Annotated in this window: 17 protein-coding genes; 6 read left to right on the forward strand and 11 right to left on the reverse strand. The window is 75.1% G+C overall.

From position 1 onward, the window contains the following. Positions 1-33: 33 nt before the first annotated feature. Positions 34-981, forward strand: a complete 948-nt coding sequence (locus J2S66_RS07005) for an EamA family transporter (protein ID WP_310305235.1) — start codon at positions 34-36, stop codon at positions 979-981. Positions 982-1,024: 43 nt separating this feature from the next. On the opposite strand, the gene J2S66_RS07010 is transcribed toward J2S66_RS07005, so the two are convergent. Both J2S66_RS07010 and J2S66_RS07015 read right to left on the reverse strand, forming a co-directional pair. Continuing rightward, positions 1,025-1,411: an STAS domain-containing protein gene (locus tag J2S66_RS07010; protein WP_306746061.1), complete on the reverse strand. Its 387-nt coding sequence runs from the start codon at positions 1,409-1,411 to the stop codon at positions 1,025-1,027. 40 nt (positions 1,412-1,451) lie between these two features. Then, positions 1,452-1,913: an ATP-binding protein gene (locus J2S66_RS07015; protein ID WP_310305238.1), complete on the reverse strand. Its 462-nt coding sequence runs from the start codon at positions 1,911-1,913 to the stop codon at positions 1,452-1,454. 203 nt (positions 1,914-2,116) lie between these two features. Between J2S66_RS07015 and J2S66_RS07020 the strand changes: the two genes are divergently transcribed. The 4 genes from J2S66_RS07020 to J2S66_RS07035 all read left to right on the forward strand — a co-directional run bounded on the left by J2S66_RS07020 (position 2,117) and on the right by J2S66_RS07035 (position 4,047). Then, entirely contained in the window at positions 2,117-2,644 is a 528-nt protein-coding gene (locus J2S66_RS07020; protein WP_310305241.1) for an RNA polymerase sigma factor, read from the forward strand. Next, positions 2,641-3,120 (forward strand): hypothetical protein, encoded by a 480-nt coding sequence (locus J2S66_RS07025; RefSeq protein ID WP_310305244.1) that lies wholly within the window; start codon positions 2,641-2,643, stop codon positions 3,118-3,120. Before J2S66_RS07020 ends, J2S66_RS07025 begins: the two co-directional genes overlap by 4 nt. Before the next feature lie 148 nt (positions 3,121-3,268). Then, positions 3,269-3,637, forward strand: coding sequence for a hypothetical protein (locus tag J2S66_RS07030; protein ID WP_310314701.1), 369 nt, complete (start codon positions 3,269-3,271; stop codon positions 3,635-3,637). Further along, entirely contained in the window at positions 3,634-4,047 is a 414-nt protein-coding gene (locus J2S66_RS07035; RefSeq protein ID WP_310305246.1) for a roadblock/LC7 domain-containing protein, read from the forward strand. Before J2S66_RS07030 ends, J2S66_RS07035 begins: the two co-directional genes overlap by 4 nt. 7 nt (positions 4,048-4,054) lie before the next feature. On the opposite strand, the gene J2S66_RS07040 is transcribed toward J2S66_RS07035, so the two are convergent. The 9 genes from J2S66_RS07040 to J2S66_RS07080 all read right to left on the reverse strand — a co-directional run bounded on the left by J2S66_RS07040 (position 4,055) and on the right by J2S66_RS07080 (position 11,194). Then, positions 4,055-4,750 carry a DUF899 domain-containing protein gene (locus tag J2S66_RS07040; protein ID WP_310305249.1) on the reverse strand — a complete coding sequence of 232 codons (696 nt, stop codon included), beginning with the start codon at positions 4,748-4,750 and terminating at the stop codon, positions 4,055-4,057. A gap of 46 nt (positions 4,751-4,796) precedes the next feature. After that, positions 4,797-5,165: an ArsR/SmtB family transcription factor gene (locus tag J2S66_RS07045; protein WP_310305251.1), complete on the reverse strand. Its 369-nt coding sequence runs from the start codon at positions 5,163-5,165 to the stop codon at positions 4,797-4,799. Continuing rightward, positions 5,155-5,586 carry an SRPBCC domain-containing protein gene (locus tag J2S66_RS07050; RefSeq protein ID WP_310305253.1) on the reverse strand — a complete coding sequence of 144 codons (432 nt, stop codon included), beginning with the start codon at positions 5,584-5,586 and terminating at the stop codon, positions 5,155-5,157. The genes J2S66_RS07045 and J2S66_RS07050 overlap by 11 nt, the downstream gene beginning before the upstream one ends. Positions 5,587-5,665: 79 nt before the next feature. After that, complete coding sequence (locus J2S66_RS07055; protein WP_310305256.1) at positions 5,666-8,791, reverse strand: S8 family serine peptidase; 3,126 nt, start codon at positions 8,789-8,791, stop codon at positions 5,666-5,668. Between the two features lie 22 nt (positions 8,792-8,813). Continuing rightward, the gene (locus tag J2S66_RS07060) at positions 8,814-9,356 is read right to left on the reverse strand and encodes a hypothetical protein (protein ID WP_310305259.1); all 543 of its coding nucleotides are present in this window, start codon (positions 9,354-9,356) and stop codon (positions 8,814-8,816) included. An 18-nt stretch (positions 9,357-9,374) separates the two neighbouring features. Beyond that, positions 9,375-9,497: a hypothetical protein gene (locus J2S66_RS07065; RefSeq protein WP_310305261.1), complete on the reverse strand. Its 123-nt coding sequence runs from the start codon at positions 9,495-9,497 to the stop codon at positions 9,375-9,377. Continuing rightward, the gene (locus J2S66_RS07070) at positions 9,497-10,042 is read right to left on the reverse strand and encodes a hypothetical protein (RefSeq protein ID WP_310305264.1); all 546 of its coding nucleotides are present in this window, start codon (positions 10,040-10,042) and stop codon (positions 9,497-9,499) included. Before J2S66_RS07070 ends, J2S66_RS07065 begins: the two co-directional genes overlap by 1 nt. Then, entirely contained in the window at positions 10,017-10,484 is a 468-nt protein-coding gene (locus J2S66_RS07075) for a hypothetical protein (protein ID WP_310305267.1), read from the reverse strand. Before J2S66_RS07075 ends, J2S66_RS07070 begins: the two co-directional genes overlap by 26 nt. Continuing rightward, positions 10,481-11,194, reverse strand: coding sequence for a hypothetical protein (locus tag J2S66_RS07080; protein ID WP_310305269.1), 714 nt, complete (start codon positions 11,192-11,194; stop codon positions 10,481-10,483). Before J2S66_RS07080 ends, J2S66_RS07075 begins: the two co-directional genes overlap by 4 nt. Positions 11,195-11,504: 310 nt before the next feature. On the opposite strand from J2S66_RS07080, the gene J2S66_RS07085 reads away from it, so the two are divergent. Beyond that, on the forward strand, positions 11,505-12,137 hold the full coding sequence (locus J2S66_RS07085) for a superoxide dismutase family protein (protein WP_310305273.1): 633 nt from the start codon (positions 11,505-11,507) through the stop codon (positions 12,135-12,137). Positions 12,138-12,230: the final 93 nt, after the last annotated feature.

Below are 12,230 nucleotides of genomic sequence, written 5' to 3' on the forward strand. Positions count from 1 at the left end.
ATATTACCGCCGGCGTCCATAGCGTCATGAGTCATGAGCCTGGTGACACATGACAAGGAGACCGGTCGGGTCGCTTCCGGGCTGGGGCTCGCCCTGGTGTCGGCGTCGTCCTTCGGGTTGTCCGGGCCGCTGGGCCGCGGGCTGATGGACGCCGGCTGGACGTCCGCCGCGGCGGTCGCGGTGCGGGTGCTGCTCGCCGCGCTCGTGCTGCTGCCGGTGGCCGTGGTCCGACTGCGCGGGCGCGTGCACCTGCTGCGCCGCAACGCACCGCTGGTCGCCGGCTACGGGCTCGTCGCCGTGGCGGCCTGCCAGCTCTCCTTCTTCAACGCGGTGGCGCGGATGGAGGTGGGCGTCGCGCTGCTCGTGGAGTACACCGCGCCGATCGCCGTGGTCGGCTGGCTCTGGCTGAGGCGCGGTCAGCGGCCCGGCCGCCTCACCCTCCTGGGGGCGGCGTTCGGCGTCGTCGGCCTGCTGCTGGTCCTGGACCTGCTGTCCGGCGCGGAGGTGGACGTGGTCGGCGTCCTGTGGGCGCTGGGCGCCATGGTCGGCGCGGCGGTCTACTTCGTGCTCTCGGCGCGGGAGGACGACGCGCTTCCCGGCAGCGCCCTGGCGGCCGGCGGACTGCTGCTCGGCGGCCTGGTGCTGGTCGTGGCCGGCCTGGTCGGGCTCGTCCCGTTCGAGGCGACGACCGCGCCGGTGCGGTTCACCGGTGTCACCGGCGACGGCGTCACCGTGGCGTGGTGGCTGCCGGTGCTCGGGCTCGGCGTGGTGACCGCGGCCCTCGGCTACGTCACCGGCATCGCGGCGACCCGCCGCCTCGGCTCGCGCCTGGCGTCGTTCGTGGCGCTCACCGAGGTGCTGATGTCGCTGGTCTTCGCGTGGTTGCTGCTGGGGGAGGCGGTGCGCCCGGGCCAACTGGCCGGCGGCGCGCTCACCCTGCTCGGGGTCGTGGTGGTGCGGCTGGGCGAACCGCGGACGTGACCCGGTCTCGGGACGCCCGGGCCACGTCCGCGGCGGACGGGGGTCAGCCGGTCGCGCCGTCCAGGTGGGCCTCGAAGCGGGCCGCGGCGAGGGCCTCGTCGACGGTGTCGTGCAGCGGCAGGAGGCGGTCCATCGCGGTCAGCTCCAGGGAGCGCCGCACGGCTCTGGAGGCCACCACGTGGACGGGCCTGCGCGGTGTCGCGTTGTGCTCGCGGAGCCGGCCGAGCGCGGCGATGCCGGAGGAGGCGAAGAACGTCACCTCCGCCAGGTCCACGACGAGGCACGCCGCGCCGCCGTCGAGGGCGGTCGCGCAGCGGTGGAAGAGGTCGTCACTGGTGAACATGTCGATCTCACCGGTGACGCGGACCACCGCCGCGTCACCGGGGGTCGTGCTGGTGGTCGCCGTCGAGGGCAGCTGCGAGGAAGTCACAGGGAATCCATGCCCACGATCGAGTGACGGTAAACCCGGATCAGCCCACCAGTGCGGGGGCCAGGCCGGGAAAGGGCAGTCGCGCCCACACCACCTTCGCCTCCGCCATCCGGCGCACGCCCCAGTCCTGGCAGAGCGTGAGCACCATGCGCATCCCGTTGCCGCGGTGCTCGCCCAGCGTGGACCGGCCGACCAGTGGCAACCTGTCCGGCGTGCCGTCGCGCACCTCCACCACCAGGATCGACCCGCCGCCCGCCCGCTCGCGGCGTAGCAGGAGGTGGCGCGGCGCGGCGGCGTGGTCGCACGCGTTGGCGGCCAGTTCGGTGGCGACGAGTTGCACGTCCTGCACGAACTCCTCGTCCGAGCCCGCGAGGACGCGGGCGATCTCGCCGCGCATCGCGGCCAGGTTGTCGGACGTGGGGGAGGCGTCGAGCGCCACCACGTCGTCGCCGCCCGCGATCGGGGTGGCGACAGGCGCTCGGAGTGAGCTGTGATCGGGCATTCCGCATCCTCGTGGTGGTGGTCGAACGCCTCGGGGGAGCACGTCGTGGCACAACCCGGTTTCCCCTCGTGCGGGTCCCCTACACCAGGACAGGTGAACCCGCTTACCGCGAACCGGGTGGTCGTGGTCACAGCGCGACCGTCGTCCCGAGCCGTGAACCGGAACCGCGCCGTCCTCGACTGAAGGGGGGAAGGGAGGTGCGGATGAGCGACGAGTTGCTGGTCGTCCGGTGCCAACTGGGTGAGCGCGGTGCGTTCGCCGAGCTGGTGGGGACCTGGCACGGCGCGGTGGAGCGGTACGTCGGGCGGATGCTCGGCGGACCGGACGACGACGTGGTGCAGGAGGTCTGGCTCGCGGTGTTCCGGGGGTTGCCCCGGCTGCGGCGGCCCGAGCGGTTCGCGCCGTGGCTGTTCACGATCGCGCGGCGCGCGGTGGTGAACCGGCTGAGGGACGAGTACGCGCGGCCCGAGCCGGTGCCCGGACCGGAGGGGGCCGGACCGGAGGGGCGTGACGAGGCGGACGACGTGCTGGACCGGGAGGTGGTGGCGGAGGCGCTGGGCGCGCTGCCGGTCCGGGAGCGGGAGGTGCTGATGCTGTTCTACCTGGAGGACCTGTCGGTGGAGGCGTGCGCGCAGGTGTGCGGGGTCCCCGTCGGCACGGTCAAGTCGAGGCTCGATCGGGCGCGCGGGCTGATGCGGTCGGAACTGGCGCGGAAGGGGTACGGGGCATGACGCCGGAGGAGGTGCTGCGCCGCCTGGACGCGCCGCTGTCGCTGCGCAGGCGCCTGGGGTACGCGGCGGTGGGGCTCGCGGGGCTCGTGGGAGGCGGTCTGGTGGTGCTCCTGTGGGCCACCGAACCCGAACTGCCGCCGCGCACGGCGGTGGCGTTCGCGGTGCTGGCGGCGATCGGGGCGGGTTGGGCCGGGGTCGCGGCCTGGGTGCTGACCCGGCGGACGCCGCTGTTCGCCCGCGACCGCGTGGTGACGGCCTGGGCGGGGGTGGTCGCCTGGGCGGTGTTCGCGCTCGGCGCGTCCGCCATCGCCCTCGTGCGGCACGAGGTGCGCCCCGCCCCGGTCGTGCTGGTGCTGGTACTCGGCGCGGTGGCCGCGGTGAACCTCCGGGCGGCGCGTCGGGCTCGCGCCGCGCTGCTCGAACGCAAGGCGCGGTTGGGTCGGGAATCGCTCCCCCGCGAAGGTGAGGGAGACTAACGATCCTGGGTTGAATGGAGTAACCCGCCGATTCGCTGCGTAACATTCTCGTCCTATTTGGCCGGACGGGTGACGGCTCGTCCGGCCAAGTGGGGGATCTCTGGGTACGGTGCGTGTCGATCGATCGTTCGAGGTGGAGGTCCTGCGGGTGAACATCGACGAGATGTTGCGCGAGGCGATGGCCGTGGAAGGCGCGGTCGGCGTGTCGCTGGTCGACTACGACAGCGGCATGACCCTGGGTGCGCAGGGCGGCAACGCGCTGCTGGACCTCGAAACGGCGGGCGCGGGCAACACCGAGGTCGTGCGGGCCAAGCTGCGCACCATCGCGGCGCTCCAGCTCGACGACGCGATCGAGGACATCCTGATCACCCTGTCGAAGCAGTACCACATCATCCGGCCGCTGGCGGAGGACAAGGGCACGCGGATGTTCCTCTACCTGGTCCTCGACCGGTCGCGCGCGAACCTGGCGCTGGCCAGGCTGCACCTGCGGCGCGTCGAGCAGGCGCTGATCGTATGACCGCGGACCGGGTGCAGATCCGGCTCCAGGACCCCGCGGCCCTGGGCGAACTGCTCGGCAAGGTGCGCGCGGACGTCGACGGCGTGGACGGCCTGGTGGTCACCAGCCGCGACGGCATCGTCCTCGCCGCCGACCTGGGTCCCGGCACGCCCCACCCCGACGACACCGCCGCCCAGGCCGCCGCGATGGCCGCCGCGTCCGCGGGCATCGGCTACCGGTTCGTCCAGGCGTCCAACCTCGGGCGGCTCCAGGGCGTCGTGCTCGAAGGGGACCGGGGGTGCGTCGGCGTGCAGCCGTTGAGCGGCACGCTGCTGCTGGTGCTGCTCGGCGCGCCGGGCACCGTGATGGGCCGGTTCACGGTCGCGGTCAAGCGCGTGCTGGCCCAGTTGCTGGCCCCGGCGACCGACTGAACGGCGCTCACCCGGGACCGCAGCACCCCTCGGACGCGGTCCCGTCGTACTCGTCGTGCCAGTTCCACCAGGCGTACGGCGGGGTCTGCGGGTAGCCCTCGGGGGAGTCCTCCCACTCCTCCTGCCGCCCGAGCGCGGTGATGTCGAGGTAGCTCCAGGTGCCGCCCATCGCCTCGTCGCCGCGGTTGTCGACGAAGTAGGTGCGGAACACCCGGTCGCCGTCGCGGATGAACGCGTTCGTGCCGTGCCACTCGTCCACGCCGAAGTCGGCGTCGAACCCGTCGGTGATGGTGTACCAGGGCATCCGCCAGCCCATCCGCGCCTTGAGCCGCCCGATGTCCGCCTGCGGCGCGCGCGAGGCGAAGGCGAGGCTGGTGTCGCGGGCGTGCAGGTGGGCCGGGTGGGCGACCTGGTCCGCCACCAGGGAGCACCCCTTGCAGGCGTGGTCGGGCCAGCCGGACACGCCGGGTTCGAAGAACGCCCGGTAGACGATGAGCTGACGGCGTCCCTCGAACAGGTCGAGCAGGCTCACCGAGCCCCGCGGACCCTCGAACCGGTAGTCGTCGCGCACGGCCAGCCACGGCATCCGCCGCCTCCGCGCGGCGAGCGCGTCGCGGGCGCGGGTCAGCTCCTTCTCCCGCACGAGCAGGTCGAGGCGGGCGGCCTCCCACTCCTGCGGTGACACGACCGGAGGTGTCTTCACGGTGTCTTCCCTTCGAGTGCGCGGAACGAGGCGGGCCCGGGCGGGCTCACCGGTCGAGGTGGTCCTTCAACGCGCCGAGCGGACCGTCCCAGTCGCGGGCCAGCGCGGCCAGGAACTGCTGCGCCACCCGCATCGGGGCGGAGCGGAGCCGGTAGCGCACCCGCCGTCGTTCGCCGGGTTCGGCCGTCACCAGGCCGGCCTCGGCGAGCAGGGCGAGGTGCTTGGCGATCGCCTGCCGGGTGATCGGCAGCCGGTCGGCCAGTTCGGTGGCCGTCGCGGGGCCCGCCGAGGCCAGCCGCGCGAGCAGGGCGCGCCGGGTGGGGTCGGCGAGCGCGACGAACACCTGCTCGGCGACGGCCTCGCGGTCGGCCAGGGCGCGGTCGGCGGGGGCGTGGTCGGGGCTGTCAGGCGGCATCGAGGTGGTCGACCAGTTCGCCGAGCTTCTCCTCCCACCCCCGCGTGTTGCCGTCGTGCGCCGTGTGGTGGGCGTCCTCCGGCAGTTGGCCGAAACCGGTCTCGACGACGGTCACCCGCGTGCCGCCGCCGACCGGTTCGAGCGTGAACTCGACGTAGGTGCGGCGCGGGTCGTCCTCGGGGAGCCCGTGGACGCGCCAGGTGAACGCGAACACCGACGGCTCCGCCACGTGCTCCACGCGCAGCTCGACGCTGTCCCCGTTCGTCCAGCCCAACCGGACCGCCCCGCCGGGGCGCAGGTCGACCGCCGCGTCGTCGCCGAACCAGCTGCCCAGGCCCTCGGCGGTGGTGAGCGCGTCCCAGACCTTCGCGGGTGGGTGGGCGACCTCGATGGTCCGCTCGATGCGATCGGGAAACGCCATGAGGACCTCCAACAGGGTGCAACCGGACGGTTGCCACAGTATGGCAACCGTCCGGTTGCGTCAACGTCCGGTTCCGCGCCTACCGCGTCTGGTAGGCCCGGACCACCGTCTGCGTCACCGAGTTGCCGGCGGCGTCACGGGCGGTGATCCGCAGGGACGTGAAGCCCGGCGCGGCCGGGTTGGACACCAGCGCCAGGCCCGTGCCCCTCGCGTCGAACGCGGTCGGCGCGACCCGCCAGGTGACCCCGTCGTCGGACGACGACTCGACCTTCAGCGACACCACCCGGCCGGCCGGCGCACCCGGCTGGTACTGGGTGACCAGCCGCAGCGGGAACACCCGCCCGGCGGGCGCGCGACCCTGCCCGTCCACGTCGCCCGCCGCGCGCACCACCATCATCGGCACCGGCCCGCCCGACTCGCGGAACGTCCAGGTGACGTCCGCCCGGGTGCCGATCACCGACCACGGCACGGTCCGCTCGGCGGTGGACCGCAGCGTGTACGTGCCCGGCCCCTCCGGGACGTCGAACACGCCGGTGCCCGGCAGGTCGCTCACGCCCAGGGACACGCCGTCGCGGAACAGCTCGGTGGTGCCCGTCGCGTTGTAGGAGATCAGCGTGAACTGGTCGGGGTCGCCGCCGGACAGCAGCGTGACGGCGACCGACAGCCGCCCGTCGACCCGCTCCACGCCGAACCCGAGCCGCGCGTCGCCGAACGCCGGCCCGAGCGGGGCGCGGTTCCAGTGCGCGGCGTACCTACCGGGCCGGTAGGACCGGTAGGAGACGGTGTTCTCCACGTCCTCCGCGCCCGGCGGGTACACCGCGGTCAGGTGCTGCCACGTCACCTCGTCCGACGCGGTGTAGAACTCGGTGCGGCGGCTCGGGATCGCGTGCGGCAACGCCTCGAAGATGCCGCTGTTCGCGCCGGGGGCGTCGATCATCGCGTAGTCCGACCGCTGGCCCTCGCTGGGCGCGCCCTGCGCGTGGTAGCGGGCGTCCACCCGGGCCAGGTCGCGGTCGCGCGCGGTGAACCGGCCCGCCGGGATGGCCCCGCGCGACAGGAACGCCAGGTGGTAGGCGGTGTTCGGCGTGGTCAGCAGCACCCGGTAGGAGAACGAGAACACGTGGTCGGTGACCGTGCCGGGGGTGGCGACCAGGTGCACGCGCTGCCCCGGCCGTGCGAACCAGCCGAGCGCGGAGGTGCGCTCGGCCGTCCCGGAGACCAACAGCAGCTCGCCCATCCGGAACTCGGCCCCGGCCCGGTCCACGGTCGTGGTGAGCGGGGTGCCGCCGGTCGCGTCGAGCACCACCGACGTCGCCCGGTCCACGGTCACGCCGGGTGACGACAGCACGGTGACGTCGTCGCGGTCGGACAGCTCGACGGCGTTGACGTCGTAGCGCCCCCTGGGCAGCCGGACGACGCCCGTGCCGCCCACCAGCCGCACGCCGAACGCCGCGCCGGTCGCCGTGTCCACCGCCTTCACCACGGACGACGCCGTCGTGCCGGTGCGCCCGCGCAGCGTCACGCGCACGTCGTGGCTCTCCGGCTCCAGCACCGCCGTGAGCGCCGTGCGCACCACCACGCCGGCCGCGGTGCCGGTCAACCGCGCGCCCTGCCGCCCCGACGCGCCCGCCGGGTGCGCGTGCACGACCACCGAGGCGGTGCCGCGCGCGGGCACGACCACGTGCGGCGCGGACGGCGTGAACAGCGGCGAGTCGGTGCTGAGCGAGAGCGTCACGGGCGCCGGGCCGTCGTTGCGGTAGGTCACCGTCCGGTCGAGCCGGTCGGTGTGCGGCCAGGGCAGGAACCCGAAGCCGACACCGCCCGAGGCGCTCACGTCCTGGCTGACCGCGCGGGCGACGTCCACCCGGCCCGCGCCCTGCTCGAACACGTCGGCCGTCGGGTGCGCCGTGCTGACCAGGTGCGGCTTGAGCCGGTCCGCCGCCCAGTCGCCGTGCCGCTGGCGCAGCAGCGCGGCGGCCCCGGCGACGTGCGGCGCGGCCATCGACGTGCCGGACAGCGCCGCGTAGTGCCCGTCCACGGGCGCGGTGTCGCCGGCGGGCGTACCGGGGACGCGCGCGGACACCACGTCGCCGCCGGGCGCGGCGATGTCCGGCTTCACGGCGTGGTCGCGCAGTCGGGGCAGGCGCGGCGAGAACGGGCTGGTGGTGTCGTCCTTCGCCACGCTGCCCACGGCGAGCGCGGCGTCGGCCGCGGCGGGGGAGGTGACCGAGGCGAGCGGGTCGGGCTGGTCGAGCGCGCGGTCGTTGCCCGCGGCGACCACGAACAGGGTGCCGTGCCGGGCGGTGAGGTCGTCCAGCGCCCGGGACACCGGGTCCGTGCCGTCGCTGTACGCGCCGCCGAGGCTCATGTTCACCACCGGCGCGCGGGGCGCGATCCACTCCATGCCCGCGATCACCGCGGAGTCCGGGCAGCCGAACGTGGCGCACACCTTGCCGCTGACCAGGCGCGCGTCCGGCGCCACGCCCCGGTGCAGACCGCCGGACGCCGCGCCGCTGCCCGCGACGATCCCGGCGACGTGCGTGCCGTGGCCGACCTCGTCGGCGGTGCCGGTGCCGGTGAAGTCGGCCTGCTCGACGACCCGGCCCGCCAGGTCCGGGTGGTCCGCGTCGACCCCGGTGTCCAGGACGCCGACGGTCACGCCCGCCCCGGTGAGACCGCTGTCCCACGCGGTCGGCGCGCCGATCCGCGGCACGCTCACGGCCAGCGTCGGCTTCGACACCCCGTCGAGCCACACCGAGGCGTTGGAGCGGGTGAACCAGGCCCAGAACCCGTCGGCGGGCTCCACCGCCGCGCCGCGCACGCTCGGCAGGGCGCGCGCCCGGGTCGCGGGCACGTCGGCGCCCGCGTCGGTCACGATCAGCGGCGCGGGCCGGTCGCGCGGCAGCTCCGCCACCTCGAACAGGCGGGGGTCCAGCCGGCCGGCGTCCAGCAGCGGCAGGGCGTCGGCGGGCACGACCCGGTCGCCGTCGCGCAGGAAGCCGACGTGCTCGCGGCCGGGCGCCGGTCTCACCCGCACCGCGAGACCGCGCGGCCCCGGCAGGAGGGTGAGCCGGTCGCCGGTCACCAGCGTGACGGTGGGCCCGTCCGGTCCGCCGCGGGCGCCCGGGACGGCGTGCGCGGGCACGGGCGCGGTGAGGGCGCCCGCCACCAGCAGCGGGACCAGGACGAGGGTGGGGGCACGCACGGTCTTCCTCCAGTCGACACGATCATCCGGTCAGGGCCGCGCCCGCCAGCGACACCAGGAACGCGCAGCCCAGCAGCGCCGCCAGCCGCGCCGAGTGGCGGCCCCACAGGGCGTGCCAGTCGCCGGGATGGCGCAGCGCGGCCGTCGTCATGAGGGCCCGGCCCAGGCCGAACCCGACACCCGTCCACAGCGCGCCCGCCGGCGGCGCGGTGAGCAGCACCGCCAGCGCCGCCGCGTACGGCAGGCCGCTGGGCAGGTAGGTCCGCACGCCCGTGCCCATCTCCAGGCCGAACTGGAGCGGACCGAGCAGGCGGCCCAGCCGGAACACGCCCTCCGGCACCAGCCGCCGGTTCTCCGGCAGGGTGAACCGCAGCACGCCGACCTCCCGCAGCAGGAGGGCGGCGAGCGCGAGCGCCACCAGCGCCCACCGCAGCGGGCCGGGCAGCGGCACGCGCAGCAGCGAGCCGACGACCAGGAGCGCGGCGGCGGTGACCGCGCCACCGAGGAGCAGGCCGGCGCGGAACGCCAGCGCGGGTGTGCCTCGCCAGACCGGCGAGCTCAGCACGTCGGCCGAGTTCCGGCTTCAAGTGGAGCCGGACGTGGCGAACCCGGCGGTGACGCCGACGAACAGCCACGGCGCGAACGCCGCGCCGCCCGCCGACGCGGCGGTGAGCGCGACGGCGAGGACGAGCGGGTGCCACGGCATCAGACCCTGGCCCGGCAGATCGTCAGGTACGTCTGCCCGGTGTGCCCGCCGCCCCAGTAGGTGCTGAACCCGTCGGAGCAGCGGTACACCCGACCGTCCGGCGTGGTCCAGCGCCAGGCGTTCTTGGCGGTCACGGTGCCGCACGTGGTGGCGACCGGCATGTGGTCGACCTGCACGTCGCCGACGGTCACCGTGCCGTACTTGTGCCAGCCGCCCTCGCAGAACTCGCTGCTGCGCCACGCCCCGGCGTAGCAGGCGGCGTACGTGCCGACGAACTCGCCGCCGGTGTCGGCGTCCTCCGGGTAGCCGGTGGGGTAGGCGTCGCGGCAGTCCGTGCGGTCCCAGCCGGTCAGCGCGTTCGGGCCGGTCTCCGCGCGGGCGCGGCCGGGCAGGGTGAGCGCGGACGACCCGATGGTCAGCGCGCCCAGCGCCACGGCCTTGAGCACGGTCCGCCGCCGCGACGGCCTCAGGCCGCTCAGCGCGGTGCTGCGCCCGGCGCCCGGCGCGGGACCGGTCAGGTCAGGGATCGAGTCGAACGCGATCACCGCGCACCCCCCACTCGTCGAGCACGTCGTCCACCTGCTCCTCGCGCACCGGCAGCACCACCCGCGCCACCCGCCCGGCGGCGTCGACGAGCATCAGCACGGGTGGCGCGAGGTGCGACACGACCCGCCACGCCTCGCGGTCGCGCACCACGTCCAGCCGCGTGTCCCACACGTCCGGCGACTCGTGGGTGAGCAGCACCGCGTCGGTGAGCCGCCGCGCCACCGCCACGCACAGCGGGCAGCCGGAGTCGGCGGCCAGCACCACGCGCCCGGCGAACCGCGGGCCCAGCACCAGGTCCGGTTGGGCCGCGGAGAACCCGCCGGGGTCGCGCGCCACGGTCGCGCGCAGCAGCCGCACCTCCCGCAGCACGGCGGCGAGGCCCAGGAACAGCACGAGGATCGCGACCCACGTCAGGACGGCGAACGCCGTGCCGGGGTTCACGCCGCGCTCCACGCGACGGCGATGCCGTCCAGCCAGTCCAGGCGTTCCCGGTCGGTCCGGTGCGGCGAGTCGGCGAGCCGCACCTCGGCCACGCCCCGGGCGCAGCCCAGCACGAACGCGTGGTCCGTCGGCCTGGTCGAGCCCTCCGCGCCGGGCAGCGCGACCTTCCACACCTCGCCGTGGCGGGTGGGCGCGCCGGCGTGCGCCGGGACGTGGTCGCGCGCCTGGCGGGGGCCGGGGATCGACACCGCCCCGAAATCGCGCACCACGACCACGACGTGCTCGCTCATCGTGCCGAGCAGCGTCTCGGCGCGGGGCGCGACGACCATGCCCGGCACCCGGTCGTCCACGCGCAGCGAGCCGAACAGCGCGGACACCCGTTCGCGGCGCGGCGCCGGACCGGCGTACACGGTCATCAGCTCGTGGTAGGAGCCCATCAGCGTGGCCACCGACGACTCGCCGTCGTGGGCCTCGGCGACCACGACCTCCCGACCGTGCACGAGGAAGCGGTCGGTGGTGGTCGCGGGTGCGACGTGGGTGCAGGCGAAGTCGTGGTAGCCGCGCGGGCCGATCTGGAAACCGGTGCCGTAGGAGCCTCCGGCGAACCGCACGGCGGCGGCCACGCTCGACACCGGCGCGGTGTCCGGCAGCGTCACGGTGACCTGGTCGCCACCGGGGGCGACCAGGGCTAATCGTTGTTCGGCGGTCACGCCGGCAGACGCTAGAACAGCTCTCACGGCTCCTCCACCGGCTTCCGCCGAACGGCTCGCACCCCGAAGTCGTCGCGGCGCGGCGGGTTTGAACCGGGGCGGAGCGGCAACCGCTGGTGCCGGAGCGGTGCCCGCGCGGCGCGGCCGGGCAATCCGGTCACCGGGCTCCCCGACCGGCGGGTCGCGGTGCGGACCGCCGGTTCGGTGCGCCGAACCGGCGTGCGACCGGCCGTCCGGCTGATGTTTCACGCCCAGTGACGAGGGTAGCCGGATCGGTGACGACATCGGGCAGCCGAAGGGGGAAGTCACCATGCGCGTCGGCATCGTGCTGGTCGCGGCGCTGTGCACCGCGGTCGGGTGCGGCGGGGGGAACGACGGGGCCGCGCCGGGCACGACCGCGTCCGGACCGGGGTCGACGCCGCAGTCCGCACCACCGTCCGAGGTGACCAACCGGCACGTGGGCGTGCTGGCGGAGGTCTCGTCGGCGGACGTCGCGTTCACCTACGACCCGGTGGCCGCCCCGTCCGGCGCGGAACTGGAGCTCCAGGTCGCCGAGGGCGAGGGCTCGACGACCGTGCGGCTGCTGGTCGACGGCCTCCAGCCCGATCGCGGCTACGCCGTGCACGCGCACACCGAGCCGTGCGGGAAGACCGGGGCGGACGCCGGTCCGCACTACCAGCACGACCAGGACCCGGCCGCGGGCCCGGACAAGCCGTCCACGGACCCGACGTACGCCAACCCGCGGAACGAGATCTGGCTGGACCTGACCACCGACGCGCAGGGCGCGGGCAGCACGGAGACCACCGTGCCGTTCGACTTCGGCGACCGCGCGCCCGCGTCGATCGTGGTGCACGAGAAGGAGGCCACCGCCACCGAGCCCGGCCAGGCGGGCAGCGCCGGCGGTCGGGTCGCCTGCCTCACCGCGCCGTTCACCGGGGCCTGAGCCGGCGCCGGGCGCGACCCGCTCCGACCGGGCACGGGAACGGCTAGGCTCGAACCCGTGACCACCGCGAAGACCGGGACGGCGACGTTGCCG

It is taken from the genome of Saccharothrix longispora (genome assembly GCF_031455225.1).
Taxonomy (GTDB): Bacteria; Actinomycetota; Actinomycetes; order Mycobacteriales; family Pseudonocardiaceae; genus Actinosynnema; species Actinosynnema longispora.